The sequence below is a fragment of the Streptococcus sp. HMSC36C04 genome, assembly GCF_001839535.1.
Classification (GTDB): Bacteria; Bacillota; Bacilli; order Lactobacillales; family Streptococcaceae; genus Streptococcus; species Streptococcus hominis.
Genome location: NZ_KV841586.1, coordinates 69,791 through 92,182 on the forward strand (window position 1 = coordinate 69,791; position 22,392 = coordinate 92,182).

24 protein-coding genes and 1 pseudogene are annotated in these 22,392 nt (G+C 39.5%); 24 read left to right on the forward strand and 1 reads right to left on the reverse strand.

Annotated elements, in window-relative coordinates; genetic code table 11:
* Positions 1–476: 476 nt before the first annotated feature.
* From aspS to HMPREF3249_RS02865, 5 genes are all read left to right on the forward strand, one after another.
* Entirely contained in the window at positions 477–2,216 is a 1,740-nt protein-coding gene (aspS, locus tag HMPREF3249_RS02845; RefSeq protein WP_049534407.1) for an aspartate--tRNA ligase, read from the forward strand.
* A 76-nt stretch (positions 2,217–2,292) separates the two neighbouring features.
* Positions 2,293–2,595, forward strand: coding sequence for an Asp-tRNA(Asn)/Glu-tRNA(Gln) amidotransferase subunit GatC (gene gatC / locus HMPREF3249_RS02850; protein ID WP_003026120.1), 303 nt, complete (start codon positions 2,293–2,295; stop codon positions 2,593–2,595).
* The gene (gene gatA, locus HMPREF3249_RS02855) at positions 2,595–4,061 is read left to right on the forward strand and encodes an Asp-tRNA(Asn)/Glu-tRNA(Gln) amidotransferase subunit GatA (RefSeq protein ID WP_049534404.1); all 1,467 of its coding nucleotides are present in this window, start codon (positions 2,595–2,597) and stop codon (positions 4,059–4,061) included. The genes gatC and gatA overlap by 1 nt, the downstream gene beginning before the upstream one ends.
* Entirely contained in the window at positions 4,061–5,494 is a 1,434-nt protein-coding gene (gene gatB / locus HMPREF3249_RS02860) for an Asp-tRNA(Asn)/Glu-tRNA(Gln) amidotransferase subunit GatB (RefSeq protein ID WP_059221440.1), read from the forward strand. Before gatA ends, gatB begins: the two co-directional genes overlap by 1 nt.
* 76 nt (positions 5,495–5,570) lie before the next feature.
* Positions 5,571–6,482, forward strand: coding sequence for a DMT family transporter (locus tag HMPREF3249_RS02865; RefSeq protein WP_059221439.1), 912 nt, complete (start codon positions 5,571–5,573; stop codon positions 6,480–6,482).
* Between the two features lie 31 nt (positions 6,483–6,513).
* Here HMPREF3249_RS02865 and HMPREF3249_RS02870 read toward each other — a convergent pair whose 3' ends face one another.
* Complete coding sequence (locus tag HMPREF3249_RS02870) at positions 6,514–7,140, reverse strand: TVP38/TMEM64 family protein (protein WP_059221437.1); 627 nt, start codon at positions 7,138–7,140, stop codon at positions 6,514–6,516.
* A gap of 149 nt (positions 7,141–7,289) precedes the next feature.
* On the opposite strand from HMPREF3249_RS02870, the gene HMPREF3249_RS02875 reads away from it, so the two are divergent.
* The 19 genes and pseudogenes from HMPREF3249_RS02875 to HMPREF3249_RS02965 all read left to right on the forward strand — a co-directional run bounded on the left by HMPREF3249_RS02875 (position 7,290) and on the right by HMPREF3249_RS02965 (position 22,192).
* On the forward strand, positions 7,290–7,817 hold the full coding sequence (locus HMPREF3249_RS02875; protein ID WP_022525446.1) for a YqeG family HAD IIIA-type phosphatase: 528 nt from the start codon (positions 7,290–7,292) through the stop codon (positions 7,815–7,817).
* 2 nt (positions 7,818–7,819) lie between these two features.
* Positions 7,820–8,926 carry a ribosome biogenesis GTPase YqeH gene (gene yqeH / locus HMPREF3249_RS02880; RefSeq protein ID WP_059221435.1) on the forward strand — a complete coding sequence of 369 codons (1,107 nt, stop codon included), beginning with the start codon at positions 7,820–7,822 and terminating at the stop codon, positions 8,924–8,926.
* 159 nt (positions 8,927–9,085) lie between these two features.
* Positions 9,086–9,397 (forward strand): ribosome assembly RNA-binding protein YhbY, encoded by a 312-nt coding sequence (gene yhbY / locus HMPREF3249_RS02885; RefSeq protein ID WP_003039538.1) that lies wholly within the window; start codon positions 9,086–9,088, stop codon positions 9,395–9,397.
* A gap of 12 nt (positions 9,398–9,409) precedes the next feature.
* On the forward strand, positions 9,410–10,051 hold the full coding sequence (locus HMPREF3249_RS02890) for a nicotinate-nucleotide adenylyltransferase (RefSeq protein WP_003039720.1): 642 nt from the start codon (positions 9,410–9,412) through the stop codon (positions 10,049–10,051).
* Positions 10,041–10,637, forward strand: coding sequence for a bis(5'-nucleosyl)-tetraphosphatase (symmetrical) YqeK (gene yqeK / locus HMPREF3249_RS02895; RefSeq protein WP_003028838.1), 597 nt, complete (start codon positions 10,041–10,043; stop codon positions 10,635–10,637). The genes HMPREF3249_RS02890 and yqeK overlap by 11 nt, the downstream gene beginning before the upstream one ends.
* Complete coding sequence (locus HMPREF3249_RS02900; protein WP_003039420.1) at positions 10,634–11,146, forward strand: cysteine hydrolase family protein; 513 nt, start codon at positions 10,634–10,636, stop codon at positions 11,144–11,146. Before yqeK ends, HMPREF3249_RS02900 begins: the two co-directional genes overlap by 4 nt.
* A complete protein-coding gene (gene rsfS, locus HMPREF3249_RS02905; RefSeq protein WP_003039702.1) occupies positions 11,147–11,512 on the forward strand; it encodes a ribosome silencing factor in 366 nt (121 codons plus the stop codon). It abuts the gene before it with no gap.
* An 87-nt stretch (positions 11,513–11,599) separates the two neighbouring features.
* Complete coding sequence (locus HMPREF3249_RS02910; RefSeq protein ID WP_049534386.1) at positions 11,600–12,334, forward strand: class I SAM-dependent DNA methyltransferase; 735 nt, start codon at positions 11,600–11,602, stop codon at positions 12,332–12,334.
* Between the two features lie 47 nt (positions 12,335–12,381).
* Positions 12,382–13,326 (forward strand): hypothetical protein, encoded by a 945-nt coding sequence (locus HMPREF3249_RS02915; protein ID WP_003039509.1) that lies wholly within the window; start codon positions 12,382–12,384, stop codon positions 13,324–13,326.
* A gap of 14 nt (positions 13,327–13,340) precedes the next feature.
* Positions 13,341–14,432 carry a nucleotidyltransferase gene (locus HMPREF3249_RS02920; RefSeq protein WP_003039372.1) on the forward strand — a complete coding sequence of 364 codons (1,092 nt, stop codon included), beginning with the start codon at positions 13,341–13,343 and terminating at the stop codon, positions 14,430–14,432.
* 116 nt (positions 14,433–14,548) lie between these two features.
* Positions 14,549–15,265, forward strand: a complete 717-nt coding sequence (locus HMPREF3249_RS02925) for a YebC/PmpR family DNA-binding transcriptional regulator (protein WP_003026093.1) — start codon at positions 14,549–14,551, stop codon at positions 15,263–15,265.
* Positions 15,266–15,777: 512 nt separating this feature from the next.
* A complete protein-coding gene (locus tag HMPREF3249_RS02930) occupies positions 15,778–16,179 on the forward strand; it encodes a helix-turn-helix domain-containing protein (RefSeq protein WP_003026092.1) in 402 nt (133 codons plus the stop codon).
* 136 nt (positions 16,180–16,315) lie between these two features.
* Positions 16,316–16,773: pseudogene (locus HMPREF3249_RS09750) on the forward strand (SulP family inorganic anion transporter); the annotation flags it as partial.
* Complete coding sequence (locus tag HMPREF3249_RS02940; protein WP_059221429.1) at positions 16,764–16,982, forward strand: hypothetical protein; 219 nt, start codon at positions 16,764–16,766, stop codon at positions 16,980–16,982. The pseudogene HMPREF3249_RS09750 and the gene HMPREF3249_RS02940, both read left to right, overlap by 10 nt.
* Before the next feature lie 171 nt (positions 16,983–17,153).
* Positions 17,154–17,978 (forward strand): amino acid ABC transporter substrate-binding protein, encoded by an 825-nt coding sequence (locus tag HMPREF3249_RS02945; RefSeq protein WP_003039741.1) that lies wholly within the window; start codon positions 17,154–17,156, stop codon positions 17,976–17,978.
* Between the two features lie 156 nt (positions 17,979–18,134).
* Entirely contained in the window at positions 18,135–18,986 is an 852-nt protein-coding gene (locus HMPREF3249_RS02950; protein ID WP_049534382.1) for a MetQ/NlpA family ABC transporter substrate-binding protein, read from the forward strand.
* A gap of 85 nt (positions 18,987–19,071) precedes the next feature.
* Positions 19,072–20,445 carry a M20/M25/M40 family metallo-hydrolase gene (locus HMPREF3249_RS02955; protein WP_049534380.1) on the forward strand — a complete coding sequence of 458 codons (1,374 nt, stop codon included), beginning with the start codon at positions 19,072–19,074 and terminating at the stop codon, positions 20,443–20,445.
* The gene (locus HMPREF3249_RS02960) at positions 20,438–21,499 is read left to right on the forward strand and encodes a methionine ABC transporter ATP-binding protein (RefSeq protein WP_003028871.1); all 1,062 of its coding nucleotides are present in this window, start codon (positions 20,438–20,440) and stop codon (positions 21,497–21,499) included. Before HMPREF3249_RS02955 ends, HMPREF3249_RS02960 begins: the two co-directional genes overlap by 8 nt.
* Positions 21,500–22,192, forward strand: a complete 693-nt coding sequence (locus HMPREF3249_RS02965; RefSeq protein ID WP_059221427.1) for a methionine ABC transporter permease — start codon at positions 21,500–21,502, stop codon at positions 22,190–22,192.
* Positions 22,193–22,392: the final 200 nt, after the last annotated feature.

Below are 22,392 nucleotides of genomic sequence, written 5' to 3' on the forward strand. Positions count from 1 at the left end.
AGCTGAGAGCAGCACCAAGGAAGCAAAATCCGAAGAACGTACTGTCAATGATAAAATGGTTTTTTTCTATACTATTAATGGCAAAGGATGATATTGTCTGAAACTATTAGATCATTGTAAATAATTTGTGTGAATCAAAGCACAAACGTCTGCTCACGTTACGAGCCAGAGGTTGCAATGCAACGAATAACAGTGGTACCACGGCTTTCGTCTGTTTTACAGGCGGAAGCCGTTTTTCTATAGCTCTGAATGTTTTAGTGTTTAGAGCTATGGTCATAGATTTACGTAGTAAAGTCAATGTTCCTTATAATTCTTAGTACTTAGAGGAGCGGTTGCAATTTTGTCAGTTGGACAAAAGCTGTAAACAAAAAATGCTTCCTACTTTTAGTATCTAGAGCTACGGGCGTAGATCTCTATAAGTAATTTGCGGCAAGTTGACGATTTAACTGAAATGAATTTAGAAAGAGGTAGAGAATATGAAAGAAGTTTTTATTGGAAACTACGGTTTGGAACAAGTTGGTCAGAAAATGACAGCGACTGGATGGGTCGCAAATATCCGAAATCATGGGAAATTGGCTTTTATAGAGCTACGAGACCGAGAAGGACTGCTTCAAGTTTTTGTCGCAGGTGATAGCTCGGCTTTTGCGGAAATTGAACATCTACATAAAGAAGATGTGATTGCTGTTACAGGAGAAGTTGTCGAGCGAGAAGCCCGCTTTGTCAACAGAGCAATCAAGTCTGGACAGGTGGAGCTGCGAGCAGAGGCGATTCAAATCCTTGCAAGTAGTAAGCCTCTTCCTTTTGAACTCGATCAGCACGCCCATACAGGAGAAGAGTTGCGGCAGAAGTACCGCTATCTGGATTTGCGTCGGAGTAAGATGACGGAGAACCTCAAACTTCGTCACCAAGTAACCAGCACAATTCGTGACTACTTAAACGGTAAGGATTTTCTGGAAGTGGAGACACCTTATTTGACAAAGTCTACACCAGAAGGAGCCAGAGACTTTTTGGTTCCCAGCCGCGTCTTTAAAAATCAATTTTATGCCTTGCCTCAAAGTCCGCAAATGCTGAAGCAACTCCTAATGGGAGCTGGTCTGGAGCGTTATTATCAAGTTGTTCGCTGCTTTCGAGATGAGGATCTACGGGGAGACCGTCAGCCTGAATTTACTCAGGTCGATATGGAAATGAGTTTTGCTAGTGAAGAAGATATTCGTATGCTTGTAGAAGAGATGCTCAAAGCTGTTGTCAAGAAAACTCATGGTTTGGAACTGACCGAAGCTTTTCCAACTATCAGTTATGAGGAAGCTATGAGTCGCTTTGGTACAGATAAACCGGATACGCGTTTTGGTTTGGAACTGAAAAATCTGACCGCTCTCTGTCAGGATAATTCCTCTCTTTTGCTGAAGCAGGCTTTTGCTCGTCACGAAGAATTATGGGGTATCTGTGTTCCAAATGCTGCGGATTCTTTCACGAAGAAGCAACTCAGTCATTTCTATCAGGAAATGAAAGAATTTGGAGCTAGTAGGTTTGCTAGTCTTAAAGTGGAAGCAGGTGAACTTCAAGGGGATTTGGCTTCGACTTTTGAAGCAGAAGCAGCTGCCTTCCTAGACCGATTGGAAGCGCAAGACGGTGATTTGCTTTTACTGGTCATCGCCAAGAAAAGACAAGCTCAGGAAGCCTTGGGGCACTTGCGATTGGAGATTGCCAAACAATTAGATTTAATCGATCAGAGTCGACTGGACTTCCTTTGGGTATTAGATTGGCCTTTGCTAGAGTGGAATGAGGAGCAGGGGCGCTATCAAGCTATGCACCACCCGTTCACCCAAGGAATTTTTGAAAATGAGAAAGAAGATTTAGCTTCAATCAAAAGTCATGCCTATGATATTGTCCTTAATGGTTATGAAATTGGGGGTGGTAGCCTGCGGATTCATGATCGAAAGAGTCAAGAAGCTATGTTTGAACTCTTGGGCATGGAAAAAGAAGATTACGAGCGGGACTTTGGATTTTTCCTAGAAGCGCTTGATTATGGTTTCCCACCACACGGTGGCCTGGCTCTAGGCTTGGATCGCTTGGTTATGATTTTGGCTGGGGAAGAAAATATCCGCCAAGTCATCGCCTTTCCTAAAAATGGAACTGGTTTTGATCCGATGCTAGAAAGTCCCAGCCAAGTAGATGCGAGTCAAGTGAAAGAACTTCATTTGGAATTGAAGAACTAAGCCTATTTGTGATAAAATAAGAAGATGATTGTTTTTCGGCTATGCTGAAAAATAAAAGAAGAGAAAGGAAACAGAGATGAAAATTACTCAAGAGGAAGTAACGCATGTTGCCCACTTGTCAAAACTAGCTTTTTCACCTGAAGAAACGGCAGAATTTGCGACAACTTTGTCAAAAATTGTGGACATGGTGGAGTTGTTAAACGAAGTTGATACGACTGGTGTGCCTTTTACATCAAATGTTGCAGAAAATGTCAACTATATGCGTGAAGATGTAGCAGTTGCAGGTTGGAATCGAGAAGAACTTTTCCAAAATGTGCCTGAAAAAGAGCGAGGCTATATCAAAGTGCCTGCTATTCTAGATGACGGAGGAGACGCCTAATGACTTTGAATCAAAAAACAATTGAAGAATTGCATGATCTCCTTGTCAAAAAGGAACTTTCCGCAGTTGAGCTGGCGAAAGCTACTCTGGAAGATATTAAGAGTCGAGAAAGTGCAGTTGATAGCTTTATTACGATTAGTGAAGAAGAAGCATTGGCGCAAGCAGCAGCAGTAGACGCGAAGGGAATTGACGCAGATAATCTTATGAGCGGGATTCCACTAGCTGTTAAGGACAATATTTCTACTAAGGGGATTTTAACGACAGCTGCATCAAAAATTCTTTACAATTATAAGCCAATTTTTGATGCAACCAGTGTAGAAAAACTCCATGAGAAAGATATGATTGTCATTGGTAAGACCAATATGGACGAATTTGCCATGGGTGGCTCCAGTGAAAATTCTTATTTTAAGACTACGAAAAATGCCTGGGACGCTACAAAAGTTCCCGGTGGTTCATCTGGTGGTTCAGCGACAGCAGTTGCTTCTGGTCAGGTTCGCTTGTCTTTAGGTTCTGATACCGGTGGCTCTATCCGTCAGCCAGCTTCCTTTAACGGAGTGGTCGGACTGAAGCCAACTTATGGACGAGTTTCTCGCTTTGGGCTCATTGCTTTTGGTAGCTCGTTGGATCAAATTGGACCTTTTTCTCAGACGGTCAAAGAAAACGCTCAGCTGTTGGGCGTAATTGCAGGCAATGATAAAAAAGACTCAACCTCTTCTCAACGGACTGTTCCTGATTTCACTAGCAAGATTGGTCAAGATATTAAAGGATTGAAAATTGCTCTTCCAAAAGAATATATGGGTGAAGGGATTGATGAAAAAGTCAAGGAACGCATTTTGGCAGCTGCTAAACATTTGGAAAGTCTGGGAGCGATTGTTGAAGAAGTCAGCCTGCCGCACAGCAAATATGGGGTAGCGGTTTACTATATCATCGCTTCCTCTGAAGCCAGCTCTAACTTGCAACGTTTCGATGGGATTCGTTATGGCTATCGGGCAGATGAGATTGAGAACTTAGAAGATGTCTATGTCAAGTCTCGTAGCCAAGGTTTTGGTGAGGAAGTAAAGCGCCGGATTATGTTGGGAACATTTAGTCTATCTTCTGGTTATTACGATGCTTATTTCAAGAAAGCAGGTCAAGTTCGGACGCTCATTATGCAGGATTTTGCCAAGGTATTTGAAAAGTATGATTTGATTTTAGGACCAACTGCACCAACGGTTGCTTACGACTTAGGAACTCAAAGTCACGATCCAGTAGCGATGTATTTGGCTGACCTTTTGACAATTCCGGTCAATTTGGCAGGGCTTCCTGGTATTTCTATTCCAGCAGGCTTTGCGGACGGACTTCCGGTTGGTCTGCAATTGATTGGAAATCATTTTGATGAAGAAACGATTTATCAAGTGGCAGCTGCTTTTGAAGCAACGACAGACTACCACAAGCAAAAACCAGTCATTTTTGGAGGTGAAAAATAATGAACTTTGAAACGATTATTGGGCTGGAAGTCCACGTTGAATTAAAAACAAATTCAAAAATTTTCTCACCAGCACCGGCTCATTTCGGAGAAGATCCAAATACCAACACCAATATCATTGACTGGTCTTTCCCAGGTGTCTTGCCGGTGATGAACAAGGGAGTTATTGATTACGGTATCAAGGCTGCTCTGGCGCTCAATATGGACATTCATCAAAAAATGCACTTTGACCGCAAGAATTATTTTTATCCAGATAATCCTAAAGCCTATCAAATTTCTCAATTTGATGAGCCCATTGGCTACAATGGCTGGATTGAGATTGAGCTAGAAGACGGTACGACTAAAAAAATTCGCATCGAGCGGGCTCATTTGGAAGAGGATGCTGGCAAGAATACCCATGGCAGTGACGGTTATTCTTATGTTGACCTTAACCGCCAAGGAGTGCCGTTGATTGAGATTGTCTCTGAAGCGGATATGCGCAGTCCAGAAGAAGCCTATGCTTACCTGATAGCCCTCAAGGAAATCATTCAGTACACTGGCATTTCTGATGTCAAGATGGAAGAGGGCTCCATGCGGGTAGATGCTAATATTTCCATCCGTCCTTACGGTCAGGAAGAGTTTGGTACCAAGACTGAGCTGAAAAACCTTAACTCTTTCAACTTTGTTCGCAAAGGTCTGGCCTTTGAGGAAAAACGTCAGGCTGAGATTTTGCGTAGCGGCGGTCAAATTCGTCAAGAAACTCGCCGGTATGACGAAGCAACGGGTGAAACCCTACTTATGCGGGTCAAGGAAGGCTCGGCTGACTATCGTTACTTCCCAGAGCCTGACCTACCAAACTTTGAGATTGATGATAGTTGGATTGAGTCAGTGCGCTCAGATTTACCAGCCTTTCCAAAAGAACGTCGGGCTAAGTACAAGGCAGACTTTGGATTGTCAGACTATGATGCCAAGCAATTGACAGCAACGAAGAACATCTCTGACTTCTTTGAAGCTGCAGTGACAGCAGGTGGAGACGCGAAATCTGTGTCAAACTGGCTCCAAGGTGAGGTTGCTCAATACCTCAATGCTGAAGGTAAAACGATTGAAGAAATCGGCTTAACACCAGTCAACTTGACTGAAATGTTGAGTTTGGTGGCAGACGGTACGATTTCCTCTAAAATCGCTAAAAAAGTCTTTGTTCATTTGGCGAAGAATGGTGGTTCAGCCAAGGAATACGTTGAAAAAGCTGGCTTAGTGCAGATTTCTGACCCAGCACAACTTCTTCCAATCATCCAAGAGGTTTTTGCCAATAATGAAAAAGCAATCAACGACTACAAGGGTGGCAATAAGAATGCTGCCAAGTCCTTAATTGGTCAGCTCATGAAAGCAACCAAAGGACAAGCTAATCCACAAGTAGCTCAAAAACTTCTTAATGAAGAATTGGCAAAGTTGTAAAATCTAAAAAAAAATCAGTCGTTTCGGCTGATTTTTTGTGCTATAATCATAGAATGGAAAAGCTTGGGGGTAAGATATGTCAAAAATAGCAAAAGGCACCATTTTAACCTTAGTCGCAGGAATTGCATGGGGATTGTCTGGGACGAGCGGACAATACTTGATGACGCATGGATTTCCTGTTTTAGTTTTAACGAATATTCGACTTTTAATTGCAGGACTTCTGTTGGTATTGTATATGGTGCTAACTAATCGTAGAAAATTGATTGAAATGATAAAAGACCGAAAGACGATGATGTCTTTGACACTGTTTGCTTTATTAGGGTTGTTGCTCAATCAATTTGCTTATTTAAAGTCTATTTATGAAAGCAATGCAGGAACAGCAACCGTTTTACAATATGTTTGTCCGGTGGGAATCCTTGCTTACACTTGTCTCAAAGACCGTGTTGCACCTACTGTGACAGAAGTATTGTCTATGATATTAGCGGTTGGTGGAACCTTTTTGATTGCCACTCACGGACAGCTCAATCAGTTATCTGTCACGCCTGCAGGACTGTTTTGGGGACTGTTTGCCGCATTCACTTACGCTTTGTATATTCTTATTCCGATTCAGCTGATAAAGGCGTGGGGTAGCATTCCGGTGATTGGAGTGGGCATGATGCTAGCAGGCATTGTCTTAACACCATTTAGCGGTATTTTGCGTTTTCATTGGCAGTTGTCAATGGAAGTATATCTGGCTTTAGCGGGGATTATCCTAGTAGGGACAATTATCGCCTATACGCTATTTCTCAAAGGAACTAGTTCGGTTGGACCGGTAAAATCTAGCCTTCTAGCAGCTGTTGAGCCTATATCGGCTGTATTTTTTGCCTTTCTCATAATGCACGAGCAATTTTACTTTTTGGATTTTGTCGGGATGTTCATGATTTTATCAGCAGTTGCCTTGATTTCTATAAAAGATTTGATAGTGGAAAAACGAAAAGGCATTTTATAAAAAGACAGAGCCGTTTGTTTCGCTCTGCCTTTTATTTTGAAAATAATTGCCAAAAGAAATCAATGATGTATGTCAAACCGTAAGTGTAGATGACTAGTGTGATTGGTTTGCACAAAATGATAATCATCATATATTTCTTAAAGGTCATCTTTGTTAAGGCTGCTAACATACAAAGAAAATCCGCTGGGCTGATAGGCCAAATCATCATAAAGATGAAAAAACGCTCAAAACGATTGTCTTCATCCAGCCAACCGATGTACTTATCATAGGTGCGTTTGCTGACGACCGATTGGACAAAAGCAGAACCGTAGGTACGCGCTAGGTAAAAAATAATAGCACAGCCGATGACGATGCCGATATAATTATAAATGGTTCCAATGATATGACCATAAATAAAAACACCAGCAACCGAAGTTAAAGCTCCAGGAATAATAGGAACAACTGTCTGTAGAATTTGCAGGAAAATAAAGAGTGGCGGTCCCCAAATGCCAGCTTGCTTAATAAAGGCTGACAGAGTTTCTTTGGATTGTAAAATGCCAGTATAATAGGCCCAGATACAGAAAATTACTGTTCCAACTGCTCCAACAATAGAAGACCAGTTGATAAATTTTTGTAAAAGAGGGGAGACGGCAGTCATTTTCTTACTCATATTTGCCATAAGTTCCTCCGTGTTAAATTCTCTATTCTTACTATAACATTTTTAAACATTTTTTGGCAAATTGTACATAAAATCGATGAAAAAATCTAGGGTGCGAAAACTCTTTTTTTATGTTAAAATAGGTAGAAGTATAATGTTTGGAGAGAAATGTGGCAATTGAAAACTACATGCCTGATTTTGCGATTGAGGCAGTTTATGATTTGACAGTTGAAAGTTTAAAAAAACACGGTATCAAGGCTGTTTTGGTGGATTTAGATAATACTCTTATCGCATGGAACAATCCCGACGGAACGCCAGAAATGAAGCAGTGGCTCCATGATGTGCGCGATGCAGGGATTCGGATTATTGTGGTGTCCAATAACACTAAAAAACGAGTCAAACGAGCAGTTGAAAAGTTTGAAATTGACTATGTCTGTTGGTCTATGAAACCATTCACTTGGGGGATTGATCGGGCGCTGAAAGAATTTCATTTTGAGAAAAATGAAGTAGTCATGGTGGGAGATCAGCTCATGACTGACATTCGAGCTGCTCATAGAGCCGGAATTCGTTCGATTTTGGTTAAGCCACTGGTTGAGCATGATTCGTTAAAGACCCAGATTAACCGAGCTCGTGAGCGTCGTGTGTTGAAAAAAATCACCGAAAAATATGGACCGATTGAGTATAAAAAAGGAATTTAAGTATGGAAGACATTCTCTGTATTGGGTGTGGAGCACCGATTCAGACAAAATATAAGGATAGGCTTGGCTACACCCCTCAGTCGGCTTTGGAAAAGGGAATGGAGACAGGTGAGCTGTATTGTCAGCGCTGTTTCCGTCTGCGTCACTACAACGAAATTACCGATGTGCAATTGACAGACGATGATTTTCTCAGACTTCTCCACGAAGTCGGCGACAGCAATGCTCTCGTAGTCAATGTAGTAGATATTTTTGATTTTAATGGTTCGGTGATTCCGGGTTTGCCACGCTTTGTGGCTGGTAACGATGTGCTGTTGGTCGGGAATAAAAAAGATATTCTCCCTAAGTCGGTTAAGACGAGCAAGGTTGCCCAATGGCTGACGGAGCGGGCTCACGAGGAAGGACTGCGCCCTGTTGATGTAGTTTTGACTTCAGCTCAAAACAAGCAAGCGATTAAAGAATTGATTGAAAAGATTGAGCAATATCGGAAAGGCCGAGATGTTTATGTGGTCGGCGTGACCAATGTTGGTAAGTCCACCCTTATCAATGCTATTATTCAGGAAATTACTGGGGATAAGGAAATCATTACGACTTCGCGTTTTCCAGGAACCACACTGGATAAGATTGAGATTCCGCTGGCTGACGGCAGTCATATCTACGACACACCAGGGATTATCCACCGCCACCAAATGGCTCATTATCTGTCTGCTAAAAATCTTAAATATGTCAGTCCTAAAAAGGAAATCAAACCCAAAACTTACCAACTCAATCCTGAACAAACCCTCTTTTTAGGGGGCTTGGGGCGCTTTGATTTTGTGTCAGGTGATAAACAAGGCTTTACGGCTTATTTTGACAATGAACTCAAATTGCACCGCACCAAGCTTGTAGGAGCGGGAGAATTTTATGAAAAGCATGTTGGCTCTTTGCTAGCACCGCCCTCTAAAAAAGAAGTGGCAGATTTTCCTCAGCTCGTCAAACATGAGTTGAAAATTGAAACCAAAACAGATGTAGTCTTTTCAGGCTTGGGCTGGATTCGCGTGACAGGACCAGCAAAGATTGTAGCCTGGGCACCAGAGGGAGTTGCAGTAGTGACCCGAAAAGCCATTATCTAAGGAATTCTAGTAAGAAACCGTCACAGTTAAACCAATTTTTAGAAAGGAATTGAACACGAGTTAAAACTTTGGAAAATAGAAAAATTCTCTTAGAAAATCATTGATTCTTCGTCGAATTTCCTAGTTTTCTGTTGGTTTTGTCGTTCTTTGTATCTTATTATGTCATTAACATCCAAACAACGAGCTTTTTTAAATAGTCAAGCTCACAGTCTCAAACCCATTATTCAGATTGGCAAAAACGGTCTCAACGACCAGATTAAAACGAGTGTTCGTCAAGCTCTAGATGCTAGAGAATTAATTAAAGTAACTCTTCTACAAAATACAGATGAGAACATCCATGAAGTAGCAGAAATTCTCGAAGAGGAAATCGGTGTGGATACTGTTCAAAAAATTGGCCGTATTTTAATTCTCTACAAACAGTCTAGCAAAAAGGAAAACCGCAAAATTTCAGTAAAGGTAAAAGAAATTTAGAGGAAGCAGCCTATGGCAATTGAATTACTGACTCCCTTCACCAAGGTGAAGTTGGAACCAGAAGTAAAAGCAAAAAAAAGAAAGCAGGTGGGGATTTTAGGTGGAAACTTTAATCCAGTTCATAATGCCCATTTGGTTGTGGCGGATCAAGTTCGGCAACAATTATGTTTAGATCAAGTCTTGCTGATGCCTGAGTATGAGCCACCACATGTTGATAAGAAATCCACGATTGATGAGAAACACCGACTGAAAATGCTGGAGTTGGCGATTGAAGGTATTGAAGGTCTGGGAATTGAAACCATTGAGTTAGAGAGAAAGGGTATTAGTTACACCTATGATACGATGAAGCTCTTGACGGAAAAACATCCAGATACAGATTATTATTTCATCATCGGAGCGGATATGGTAGATTACCTTCCCAAGTGGCATCGAATTGACGAATTAGTTGATTTGGTGCAATTTGTTGGTGTTCAGCGTCCCCGTTATAAAGCTGGTACCTCTTATCCAGTTATCTGGGTAGATGTGCCGTTGATGGATATTTCTTCGAGTATGGTTCGAGATTTTCTGGCTCAAGGTCGGACGCCTAATTTTCTCCTACCCAAGCCAGTTTTAGACTATATTGAGAAAGAAGGGCTTTACAATAATGGGATATGAAACTTACGTGGGAATTTCTCGTGAGCAGCTTTTAGTCAAAATGCAGCATCTTTTACCAGAGAAACGTTTTAAACATTGTCTAGGAGTGGAACAAGCAGCGATTGACTTGGCAGAGCGCTTCGGTGTAGATGTAGAAAAAGCTGGTTTGGCAGGTCTGCTCCATGATTATGCAAAAAAGCTCTCTGACGAAGAATTTCTGGCACTGATTGATAAGTATGCTCTGGATCCAGCATTGAAAGATTGGGGAAATAATGTCTGGCATGGCATGGTCGGCATTTATAAAATTCAGGAAGATTTAGGATTGACAGATCCAGAAATTTTACGAGCTATCGAAGTTCATACCGTAGGTTCTGCCCAAATGTCCGATTTAGATAAGGTGGTCTACGTAGCAGACTATATTGAGCCTAATCGGAACTTTCCAGGAGTGGAGCAAGCACGTGAAATTGCTAAAAAATCGTTAAATAAGGCGGTTGCCTACGAAACAGCGCGGACGGTAGAGCACCTGGCACATAAGGGCTTGCCTATCTTCCCACAAACCATTGAGACTTATAATGCGTATGTTGGCTTTATGAAAGATGACAAATGAAAATGGCTCTGTTAGTGATTGATATTCAAACAGCCTTGATAGAGGCTAAACCGTATGCTGTTGATAACTGCTTATCTGTCTGGCAAAAAGCAATCGCCACTTGTCGTGAGAAAAACATTGAAGTGATTTATGTCCGCCACAATGACGACGAACGACTGACAGGAAGTCATGGCTGGGAAATTTACGGAGTTATTGCTCCAGAAGTTGGCGAAAAAATCTTTGATAAACATTATAATAGTGCTTTTAAAGAAACTCATTTACAGACTTATCTGGATAGCCAAGCTATTGAGCGGCTGATTATCATTGGCATGGCAACGAATTATTGCATTGATACGACTGTTAAGGTGGCGTTTGAGTTTGGTTATGATTTGGCAGTTGTTAAAAATGGCACGACTACCTTTGCTGAAAGAGAAATTACAGCAGAACAATTAATACAGCATTATGAAAATACTTGGAACGGACGTTTTGCCCAAGTGGCTGATTTAGAAGAAATTTTAAAAGAGGATTAAATGGATAAAAAAGAACTATTAGAAATTGTTGTAAAAGCAGCGGATGAAAAACGAGCAGAAGACATTACTGTGCTAGATTTGCAAGAATTGACGACGATGACAGACTATTTTGTCATTGCCAGCTCTATGAACAGCCGTCAACTAGAGGCTATTGCTGATAATATTCGTGAAAAAGTCACAGAAGCAGGGCAATCAGCTAGCCATGTAGAAGGAGACTCTGCTGGAGGCTGGGTACTTTTGGATCTAGGCGAGGTGGTTGTTCATATTTTTTCTGAGGAAATGCGGAATCACTACAACCTTGAAAAACTCTGGCATGAAGCCGTTGGTGTGGATGTGACACCATTGCTTGAGAAACAAGCCTTGTAGATAAAAAACGATGAGGGTTGAGGACATTGTCCCAACCTCTTTCAATGAGAAGAAAGGAAGAGTACCTTTTTGGTACTTCTAGATAAGATGACAACTTATGAAACCTTCGCATCAGTCTATGATGCTATTATGGATGATAGTCTTTATGATAAATGGACCGATTTTTCGCTCCGCCATTTTCCAAAAAATAAGAAAAAGCTCTTAGAATTAGCTTGTGGAACTGGGATTCAATCCGTACGCTTTGCCAAAGCTGGCTTTGATGTGACGGGATTGGATTTGAGTGATGAGATGCTTGAAATCGCTCGTAAACGTGCCAAAGAAGCAGGTGAAGCTATTGAATTCAGACAGGGCAACATGCTTGATTTGTCGCAAGCTGGTAAATATGATTTGGTGACTTGCTACTCTGATTCAATTTGCTACATGGCCGATGAAATTGAAGTCGGTGATGTCTTTCAGCAAGTTTACAACTGCTTGAACGAAGGCGGAGTATTCATCTTTGACGTGCACTCAACTTACCAGACAGACACAGTCTTTCCTGGCTATTCTTACCATGAAAACGCTGAAGAATTTGCCATGGTCTGGGATACATACGCCGATGAGGCGCCACATTCAGTCGTGCATGAATTGACCTTTTTCTTGCAAGACGAAGACGGGCGCTTCACACGTTACGACGAAGTCCATGAAGAGCGCACTTATGAAGTTCTAACTTACGATATCCTCTTGGAACAAGCAGGTTTCAAATCATTCAAACTCTACGCCGACTTTGAGGACAAAAAGCCACGCAAAAAATCAAACCGCTGGTTCTTTGTGGTGGAGAAATGAGAAAATCGTTATATCCCCACGTATTATATGTATAAAGGAATGATTTAATGTTTCAATTATTAATTATTGTAGGAATCGTAGTTATAGAATTTTGTGTATTGAAGAATATTTTATCCGTGAATGTAAAAGATTATCAGGGATTTAGTACGAGATTTTTTTCTCCAAGCAACAATAGTATCAGTACAGGCAGTGTTATTTTCTGGATATTGGCTTCTCCTATTTTTTCGTCTCTAGCATATATATTTACTTTATTTGTAAATTCTACACTGGAGTGTAATTATATCCAATTTGATATGCTTTGGCTTATAAGTGTACTGTTTTGGTTATGGTTTTCTCTATTAGTGTTTGTATTAGGGAGACGAAAACTGGTAAATTGGCTTTTTGTTAGTTTTATAGCTGGAAGTTCAATTCTGTTTAATTGGTATTTATCTTCAATATCTTTTACTGGAGATGTAAAAGATATACTGCCGAATGCTAATAATACGACATTTCAGCTTTACTTGATATTGGGAATATTTTTAGTTTCAACAATACAAATTATTTATGAGCGAGATGATTACGATTTAAGACGTACTAGATTCATTTTAGAGAAGTTGGATTTGTACCTTTCTAAGTTTAAAGTTTTATTTGAATTAGAAGGTGAAGAACTTTACTTGGCTCTTGCAATTCTGATAGTGGAAGATTTTGAACGCCCAAAATTTATTAGATATATAGAGAATATTATAAAATCTTCTACCCGAAATATTGCGCAAAATGATTCTAGAAATGATAATCATAGCGTTTCTTTACTTGTGAAAGAAATTCATGATTTATATATTATAGGAGAAGATGATTACCCTTACCAGAGAATAAGGAATTTCGCCTTAAAATACAATAATTCTTCGAGATATGCTGATGATGTCTGGAAAATATATGACGAAGTGTCTAAACTTGATGAAAATATAAAATTGTTGAAAAAAACAAACCACAATGTTAGTGAAGAGCTAATTTAAAATAGGAGCGCCACATGACTATCACCGGTATCATTGCAGAATTCAACCCCTTCCACAATGGTCATAAATACTTGCTAGAGCAGGCTAAAGGTTTGAAAATTATTGCCATGAGCGGCAATTTTGTCCAACGTGGTGAGCCCGCGATTGTAGATAAGTGGATACGCGCGGAAATGGCTCTGCGAAATGGCGCTGATTTGGTGGTTGAATTGCCATTTTTGGTGGCTGTTCAGTCAGCTGACTACTTCGCACAAGGAGCAGTAGATATTTTAGAGCGCCTTAGTGTGAATAAGTTGACCTTTGGCACGGAAGAGGTCTTAGATTATCAACACTTTTCACAGATTTATACAGATAATCAACAGAAAATGCTGGACTACGTACAAAGTTTGCCAGATGATTTGTCTTATCCACAGAAAACACAGAAAATGTGGGAAAAGTTTGCTGGTGTAAAATTCACAGGCAATACACCCAATCACATTTTAGGACTTTCTTATGCCAAAGCTTGTGCTGGAAAGGCTATTGAGATTCTTCCAATCAAGCGTCAAGGAGCTGGCTATCATTCGCAAGAAGAAAATTTAAAATATGCCTCAGCTACGGCTCTTAGAGAGCGTCTTAATTGTCCAGACTTTCTGGAGAAATTTACCCCGGCTCATGAACTGCTGATTCAGTCTCCCAAAGTGACCTGGTCAGCACTTTATCCTTTGCTGCGTTACCAGATTATCAGTCATCCCGATTTGACGAGTTTTTATCAGGTTAATCGAGAACTTTCGGTACGCTTGCAGGAAGCAGTGAAAACCAGTTATAGCGTAGAGGAGTTGGTCGAACAAGTCGCAACCAAGCGATATACGAAAGCACGAATCAGACGAATTCTGACTTATATTTTGGTCGGTGCAAGAAATGATCAGTTGCCTAGCGGTATTCATATCTTGGGCTTTACTCAAGCAGGTCGAGAACATCTTAAAAAGATGAAAGGGAAAACAGACTTCGTCAGTCGTATCGGTCAAGAACCATGGGATTCCTTAACCCAGCGAGCTGATTGTATTTATCAGCTAGGGAACGCCCAACTAGAGGATCAGAATTTTGGAAGAATCCCGATAATGCTAGATTGATGCAAAAATTATTTTTTGGAACAGATTTTTTGTTAATAATTTGCTAGTGAAATTCAACCTGACTTGTGATATAATAAAAAAGATTGAAAAAGTGAAAATCTAAAGGAGAATATCCAATGGGACGTAAATGGGCCAATATTGTGGCGAAAAAAACTGCCAAGGACGGTGCAAACTCAAAAGTTTATGCTAAATTTGGTGTTGAAATCTATGTAGCAGCTAAAAAAGGAGAGCCAGATCCAGAATCGAACTCAGCTTTGAAATTTGTTATTGAACGTGCGAAGCAAGCGCAAGTGCCAAAGCATGTTATTGACAAAGCGTTAGATAAGGCAAAAGGAAATACAGACGAAACCTTTACTGAAGGACGTTATGAGGGCTTTGGTCCAAATGGTTCAATGCTTATTGTGGATACACTAACTTCAAATGTCAATCGTACCGCAGCAAATGTTCGTTCTGCCTTTGGTAAAAATGGTGGAAACATGGGAGCGAGTGGCTCAGTGTCTTATATGTTTGATAATAAAGGTGTCATTGTATTTGCAGGAGACGATGCGGACAGTGTGTTTGAACAACTGCTAGAAGCTGATGTTGATGTGGATGATGTAGAAGCAGAAGACGGAAGCATTACAGTTTACACCGCACCGACAGATTTGCACAAGGCTTTGACTGCTCTCCGCGAATCTGGTGTGGAAGAATTCCAAGTTACAGAGTTGGAAATGATTCCGCAATCTGATGTGACCTTATCAGGTGAAGACTTAGAAACATTTGAAAAATTGTATGCTGTTTTGGAAGATGACGAAGATGTCCAAAAGATTTATACAAATGTAGAAGGATTTTAATAGTGAAGAAAGAGGTGGTGGGACAGAAGTAAATATTTTTGATTTTTACTTCTGTCCCACCACCGTAGGGTTGCTTAGATACTCTTCTGAGCTTAAAAAGCAAATGAAGAGTCCGACAGCTACTGCGTCAAGAGTTTTTTACTAATACAGATTGAGACTGAGATAATTTTGTCCCAGTCTCTTTTTTTGTTACTTACTAATCTCTCAGTGTTTTTTAAGAAATTTAGTTATAAGACCGTAAGTATGTTGAGCTAGTATCTTCTTTACTTTGATAGAGTAGACATGAAATTTGGTAGAAAAGGTGGCTAGCTAATAATATGTAGTTGAAGAGTGAGGTTGGTTTCCAAGACTGCTTGTTGTAGATTAGTTTATTCTAGAAATTCAAATAAGGAGCGTAAAAAGCAGACAAACCAGTGATAAACTATAAGTTGAGAGAAGTAAACTATTGGTCGATTGAGTTTGTAAGAAAAGGTGCTACAATATAATTAGCAAATGGAAGGAGGAAAAATCTGATGAAAAAACAAACACTAGGTATGATGATTTCATCATTAAGGAAAGCAAAAGGGATGACACAATTAGAACTGGCTGAAAAGATGGGGGTCACTGATAAGGCTGTTTCAAAATGGGAAAGAGATTTATCCTATCCAGATATTAATACCATTCCTAAATTAGCAGACCTGTTTGATACATCGGTAGATGAGCTGATGCAAGGACAGACAGTGATGAAAGAAAACAAGAAAAATAGAAAATCTGATATTGTTGACACCGTGTTGAGAGGACTTGGAGTAGCCATGGGGATTGTTGTAGTGGTTTTATCTGCTTTAGGAAAAGTGGACACTAAGGCTGCACTGACAATGCTTGGACTTGGTTTAGCCAGCCTTTCTATCTCCTCACTAAAGGATAGAAACGAATGAGAATAATTGTTAAAGGCGTTGGTGAAATAACTATCGCCTTTTCTGGTAAGTTTTCATATTCAGGTCATCTAGAGATTTTACATGGGGTTATATTACAATGGTAATAAGATTCTCGCAAGCGTCTGGGAACAGGGAAATGGACGCTTTTAAGCATATCAATCCTAAGTTTTTAGTATGGTAAAGAATTATTCGGGTGCACAATTTGTCAAAGACCTTGTAGCTAGATTATCGTGGCAATTATTGCCTTACCATTGTCAATTGCTTTAGCGATTGCTTCGAGGGTCAATCCAAAGCAAGATCTTTATACAGCTGTTGTAGTTGGTTTTTTCATTTCCTTTTTTAGGTGGGAGTCGTGGTCAGATTGGTGAGCCAACAGCCGCTTTGGTTGTTATCATTTATGGAATTATTGCGCAATACGGTCTGGCTGGTCTGACAGTGGCTACTTTCTTAGCTGGTCTTATGCTCATTGGCATAGGTTTGTTGCATTTTGATGATCTGATTAAATTTATTTCAAAGACCATCACTGTTGGATTTACCCTTGGAATTGCCGTTGGAATCATCGTTGGACAAATCAAGGACTTATTTTGTCTGAACAAGGTAAAAATGTCTTAATTCTTCGTATGCGCAGTGTGTCTGCAATGGATATTTCAGGATTGGATGCTCTTGAAGAGCTCCTTGGCAATGTCAACGAACAACCTTACCATGTCATGGAAAAAGCAAGCTTTATTGATAGAGTTGGTGCAGACAACTTTTGTGCTAATATTGATGTCGCTTTAACGCGCGCAGTTAGTTTAGAAAGGTAATTGAGTTTTCCACTATTCGTCAAATGTATCAATGTTTGGTAAAAATCTGATTTCGTTTAGCTCTACTTTATAAAGAAAATCTATCACTTTGATAAAAATCAAATAATAGTCAAGAAGGAAAATATTTGATATGATAAGATTTATCTTAATGAAAGAGGTTATTATAGGAATATGAAAAAAGTGTTAAAATATTCTTCTTTAACAGCCCTTGGGCTTTTGACAATAGGAGCTTTAGTAGCTTGCTCCAATTCAAAATCAACGACTTCATCTGGAAAAACAGAAATTAAAGTCGCAACGAATGCTTCACCCAAGCCGTTTAACTATGAAGAAAATGGTAAACTAACAGGTTATGAAATCGAAGTCGTTCGTGCGATCTTCAAAGATTCTGACAAATACAAGGTAAAATTTGAAACAACAGAGTGGTCAGGTATTTTCGCAGGTCTGGATAGTGATCGCTACCAAATGGCGGTCAACAATATCAGCTATACAAAAGAACGTGCAGGAAAGTATTTGTACGCAGCTCCAACTGCTAAAAATCCAAACGTTTTAGTGGTGAAAAAATCTGATAAAAGCATTCAATCGCTGGATGATATTGGTGGGAAAACAACAGAAGTTGTACAAGGGACAACGACTGCAGCACAATTAGAAAAATACAACCAAGAACATTCTGGCAATCCAACGAAAATTAGCTATACAAAAGCAGATTTTCAACAGATTATGAGTCATTTAAACGACGGTAAGTTTGATTATAAGATTTTTGATAAAATTGGTGTAGAAACAGTCATTAAAAATCAAAAACTGGACAACTTGAAAGTGATTGATTTACCAAGTGACCAACAACCTTATGTTTATCCACTTTTAGCAAAAGGACAAGATGAGTTGAAGACATTTGTTAATAGGCGCATTCAAGAGTTGTATAAAGACGGAACTCTGGAAAAACTATCCCAAAAATTCTTTGGCGGTAGTTACTTGCCAGTAGAAGCAGATGTGAAATAAGAGAATGTAAAGCCAGCTAGTTTCAAAGTTTCAGCTGGTTTTCTTATACAAAACAGTTATAGTTTATAACTATACCCTTTGTTATGAAATAACAATTTGTCAATCAGGTAAATATGTGCGATACTATTTTCATAAGATTTTTAAAGGAGATAGAAAATGAAATTTAAAAAATGGTTTGGAATAACAGCTCTAGCAGCTGCAGCAGTGATTGGCTTAGCAGCTTGTGGTTCAGGAAATAAAAGTGACGACGCCAAAACGATTAAAGTTGGTGTGATGACAAAGAGTGACTCAGAAGAAAAACGCTGGGACAAGATTCAAGAATTGTTGAAAAAAGACAATATTAAATTGGAATTTACAGAATTTACGGACTACTCGCAACCAAATAAAGCGGTCGCTGATGGTGAAGTGGATATCAATGCTTTCCAACATTACTATTTCTTGAACAACTGGAACAAGGAAAACAAGCAAAACTTAGTTGCAACTGCTGAAACTTATATTTCACCAATTCGCCTCTACTCTGGTACCAAAAATGGGAAAAATAAATATACGAAAGTAGATCAAATTCCAAATGGTGCAGAAATTGCAGTTCCAAATGATGCGACAAATGAAAGTCGGGCGCTTAATTTATTGCAATCTGCAGGATTGATTAAATTAGACAAGTCTGGAAATGAATTGGCAACTGTGGCAAATATCAAAGAAAATCCGAAAAAATTGAAAATTACAGAATTGGATGCTAGTCAAACAGCTCGCTCATTGACTTCAGTAGATGCAGCCGTTGTAAACAATACATTTGTAACAGAAGCAAAATTGGACTATAAAAAAGCCTTGTTCATTGAACCGAAAGATAAAAATTCAAAACAATGGTTTAACATCATTGCAGCTAAAAAAGATTGGGAAAAATCTCCAAAAGCAGATGCCATTAAGAAACTCATTAAAGCTTATCATTCAGATGAAGTGAAAAAAGTGGTTGAAGAAACATCAGATGGTTTAGACCAACCGGTTTGGTAATCTTTATTTCATTAGCTGTATTTCAGTCTAAAAACTCAGTTGGAATTACCGACTGAGTTTTGTCGCCATTCTATAAGGAGAAAATATGACATTTTCAAGTGAAGAAGAGCAAATTAAAAAATTTGAACAAGATATAGTAACACAAGAATATATCGCCATTTTACGAACTTTGATTGCTAAAAAATCAATCTTCGCTCAACAAGTCGGTTTACAAGAAGTGGCTGCTTATCTAAAAGAAATCTTTACAAGAGCTGGTGCGGAGGTGGAATTAGATGATAGCTATACAGCGCCATTTGTGATAGCGAAGTTTAAAAGTTCAAACCCTACAGCTAAGACAATTATTTTTTATAATCACTACGACACGGTTCCGGCAGATAGCGATCAGATTTGGACAGATGACCCATTTACCTTATCTATTCGAGACGGTGGCATGTATGGTCGCGGAGTAGATGATGACAAAGGACATATTATCGCGCGTTTGACGGCTATGCAAAAATATTTACAAAAGCATAAAACGTTACCTGTCAATGTCATTTTTATGATGGAAGGAGCAGAAGAGTCTGCTTCTGTTGATTTAGAAAAATACCTAGCCAAACACAAGGTGCTTCTGCAAGGGGCAGATCTTCTCGTTTGGGAACAAGGAATTAAAAATTCTTTAGGGCAACTAGAAATTTCTGGTGGGAACAAGGGAATTGTGACCTTTGATATGAAGGTCAAAAGTGCGGAAGTGGATATTCATTCTAGCTTTGGTGGTGTGATTGATTCGGCTTCTTGGTACTTGTTGAACGCCCTTGCTAGCTTGAGAGATAAGGATGGATGTATTCAGGTAGAAGGACTTTATGATCAAGTAATCGCACCTAATCAACGAGAGTTAGCTTTAGTGGAACAATACGCTCAGCGCAGTCCAGAAGAAGTAGAAACTATTTATGGTTTGGAATTACCTTTATTACAAGAAGAGAAAAAATCTTTTTTAAATCGAATTTTCTTTGAACCATCTTTGAACATTGAAGGAATTACTTCTGGTTACCAAGGTCAAGGAGTGAAGACGATTCTTCCGTCAGAAGCTTCGGCAAAAGTAGAGGTTCGCTTAGTGCCAGGACTGGAACCACATGGAGTATTGGAACTGATTCGCAAACAACTCGACAAAAATGGTTTTGATAAGGTAGAATTAGTTTATACTTTGGGAGAAATGAGCCATCGTAGTGATATGAGTGCGTCGCCGATTTTAAATGTCATTGAACTAGCTAAGAAATTCTATCAAAAAGGAGTTTCTGTCTTACCAACTACAGCAGGTACAGGACCGATGCACACGGTATTTGAAGTACTTGAGGTACCAATGGTCGCCTTTGGACTTGGAAATGCGAATAGTCGAGACCATGGCGGTGACGAAAATGTCCGCATTGCAGATTATTACACCCATATTGAATTAGTAGAGGAGCTGATTGCAAGTTATGAGTAAAGAAATGATTCAGTTAGATCACATTGATGTAACCTTTCAACAAAAGAAACGTCAGATTCAAGCAGTTAAAGATGTGACGATTCATATTCAAGAAAGAGATATCTATGGAATTGTCGGTTATTCTGGGGCTGGGAAATCAACCTTGGTTCGTGTCATTAACCTACTGCAAGTTCCAACGAGCGGGAAAATTATTGTAGATGATGATGTTCTTTTTGACAATAAAGTAACCTTGACAGCAGAACAGCTGCGCCGCAAACGTCAAGACATCGGCATGATTTTTCAACATTTTAATCTGATGAGTCAATTGACGGCAGAAGAAAATGTCGCTTTTGCGTTGAAACATTCTGGTCTATCAAAAGAAGAAAAGAAAGAAAAAGTGCGTACCCTGTTGGAGTTGGTCGGTTTAGCCGATCGCGCTGAAAATTATCCTTCTCAGCTTTCCGGAGGGCAAAAACAGCGGGTTGCCATTGCGCGTGCTTTAGCAAATGACCCTAAAATCTTGATTTCTGATGAATCAACCTCAGCTCTAGATCCAAAAACAACTAAACAAATTTTAGCTCTTTTACAAGATTTAAATCAAAAGCTGGGATTAACAATTGTTTTGATTACTCATGAGATGCAAATTGTCAAAGACATCGCTAATCGTGTCGCAGTTATGCAGGACGGTCAACTGATTGAAGAAGGTTCTGTTTTGGATATTTTCTCTAATCCTCAGCAAGACTTAACCAAAGACTTCATCGCGACTGCAACAGGAATTGATGAAGCTATGGGCAAGATTGAGCAACAAGAAATTGTCAAACATTTGGCGAAAAATAGTCTCTTGGTGCAAATGAAGTACGCAGGAACCTCTACAGATGAACCCTTGCTGAATGAAATTTACAAACATCATCAAGTTACTGCCAATATACTCTATGGAAATATTGAAATTTTAGGTGGAACACCTGTCGGAGAATTGGTCGTTGTTTTATCTGGTGAAAAGGAAAATCTAACAGCGGCTAAAGCAGCCATTCGTGAAGCTGGTGTTCAATTGACAGTATTGAAGGGAGAAGCATAGATGGAAAATTTTATTCAAACATACTTGCCGAATGTTTATCGAATGGGTTGGAGCGGTCAAGCTGGCTGGGGAACAGCTATTTACTTGACATTGTATATGACAGTCATTTCTTTTATTATCGGCGGATTGTTAGGCTTAATTGCAGGGCTTTTTCTTGTTTTGACTGCTCCAGGAGGTGTCTTGGAAAATAAAGTAGCTTTTTGGATTTTAGACAAAATCACATCTATCTTCCGTGCTATCCCATTTATTATTTTGTTAGCTGTTCTTTCACCTTTTTCACACTTGATTGTGGGGACTAGTATTGGACCAAATGCAGCTATCGTACCTCTTTCTTTTGCAGTATTTGCTTTCTTTGCTCGCCAAGTTCAAGTTGTACTCGCTGAGTTAGACGGCGGTGTTATCGAGGCCGCCCAAGCTAGTGGAGCAACTTTTGGTGATCTTGTCGGTGTTTATCTGCGAGAAGGTTTGCCAGATTTGATTCGTGTGACAACAGTCACTCTCATTTCTCTCGTTGGCGAGACTACAATGGCTGGTGCTGTCGGTGCTGGAGGAATCGGGAATGTTGCGATTGCTTATGGCTTCAATCGCTATAATAACGATGTAACAATTTTAGCAACGATCATTATTATTGTACTTATCTTTGCCATTCAGTTTGCTGGTGATTTTTTGACTAGAAAATTAAGCCATAAATAGGATAGCTGAGATGATTGTTAGAGATAAACAATAAATATATATAAAAATGATATAAAAGTTCTATGATAATAGGTCATAGAATTTTTAGTTTATACATATTTTCTATTTCGTATGACCAGTACAAGTATTTAGCAGTTTACAGGAGATAAGAAAGAGGAGACAGGAAAAATTGGAAGAAAAAGTTTAAGAAAAATAAAAAA

Coding starts and splice junctions, on each gene's coding strand:
- aspS (WP_049534407.1), top strand. CDS start 477: ATGAAAGAAGTTTTTATTGGAAACTACGGTTTGGAACAAGTTGGTCAG.
- gatC (WP_003026120.1), top strand. CDS start 2,293: ATGAAAATTACTCAAGAGGAAGTAACGCATGTTGCCCACTTGTCAAAA.
- gatA (WP_049534404.1), top strand. CDS start 2,595: ATGACTTTGAATCAAAAAACAATTGAAGAATTGCATGATCTCCTTGTC.
- gatB (WP_059221440.1), top strand. CDS start 4,061: ATGAACTTTGAAACGATTATTGGGCTGGAAGTCCACGTTGAATTAAAA.
- HMPREF3249_RS02865 (WP_059221439.1), top strand. CDS start 5,571: ATGTCAAAAATAGCAAAAGGCACCATTTTAACCTTAGTCGCAGGAATT.
- HMPREF3249_RS02870 (WP_059221437.1), bottom strand. CDS start 7,140: ATGGCAAATATGAGTAAGAAAATGACTGCCGTCTCCCCTCTTTTACAA.
- yqeH (WP_059221435.1), top strand. CDS start 7,820: ATGGAAGACATTCTCTGTATTGGGTGTGGAGCACCGATTCAGACAAAA.
- yhbY (WP_003039538.1), top strand. CDS start 9,086: ATGTCATTAACATCCAAACAACGAGCTTTTTTAAATAGTCAAGCTCAC.
- HMPREF3249_RS02890 (WP_003039720.1), top strand. CDS start 9,410: ATGGCAATTGAATTACTGACTCCCTTCACCAAGGTGAAGTTGGAACCA.
- yqeK (WP_003028838.1), top strand. CDS start 10,041: ATGGGATATGAAACTTACGTGGGAATTTCTCGTGAGCAGCTTTTAGTC.
- HMPREF3249_RS02900 (WP_003039420.1), top strand. CDS start 10,634: ATGAAAATGGCTCTGTTAGTGATTGATATTCAAACAGCCTTGATAGAG.
- rsfS (WP_003039702.1), top strand. CDS start 11,147: ATGGATAAAAAAGAACTATTAGAAATTGTTGTAAAAGCAGCGGATGAA.
- HMPREF3249_RS02910 (WP_049534386.1), top strand. CDS start 11,600: ATGACAACTTATGAAACCTTCGCATCAGTCTATGATGCTATTATGGAT.
- HMPREF3249_RS02915 (WP_003039509.1), top strand. CDS start 12,382: ATGTTTCAATTATTAATTATTGTAGGAATCGTAGTTATAGAATTTTGT.
- HMPREF3249_RS02920 (WP_003039372.1), top strand. CDS start 13,341: ATGACTATCACCGGTATCATTGCAGAATTCAACCCCTTCCACAATGGT.
- HMPREF3249_RS02925 (WP_003026093.1), top strand. CDS start 14,549: ATGGGACGTAAATGGGCCAATATTGTGGCGAAAAAAACTGCCAAGGAC.
- HMPREF3249_RS02930 (WP_003026092.1), top strand. CDS start 15,778: ATGAAAAAACAAACACTAGGTATGATGATTTCATCATTAAGGAAAGCA.
- HMPREF3249_RS02945 (WP_003039741.1), top strand. CDS start 17,154: ATGAAAAAAGTGTTAAAATATTCTTCTTTAACAGCCCTTGGGCTTTTG.
- HMPREF3249_RS02950 (WP_049534382.1), top strand. CDS start 18,135: ATGAAATTTAAAAAATGGTTTGGAATAACAGCTCTAGCAGCTGCAGCA.
- HMPREF3249_RS02955 (WP_049534380.1), top strand. CDS start 19,072: ATGACATTTTCAAGTGAAGAAGAGCAAATTAAAAAATTTGAACAAGAT.
- HMPREF3249_RS02960 (WP_003028871.1), top strand. CDS start 20,438: ATGAGTAAAGAAATGATTCAGTTAGATCACATTGATGTAACCTTTCAA.
- HMPREF3249_RS02965 (WP_059221427.1), top strand. CDS start 21,500: ATGGAAAATTTTATTCAAACATACTTGCCGAATGTTTATCGAATGGGT.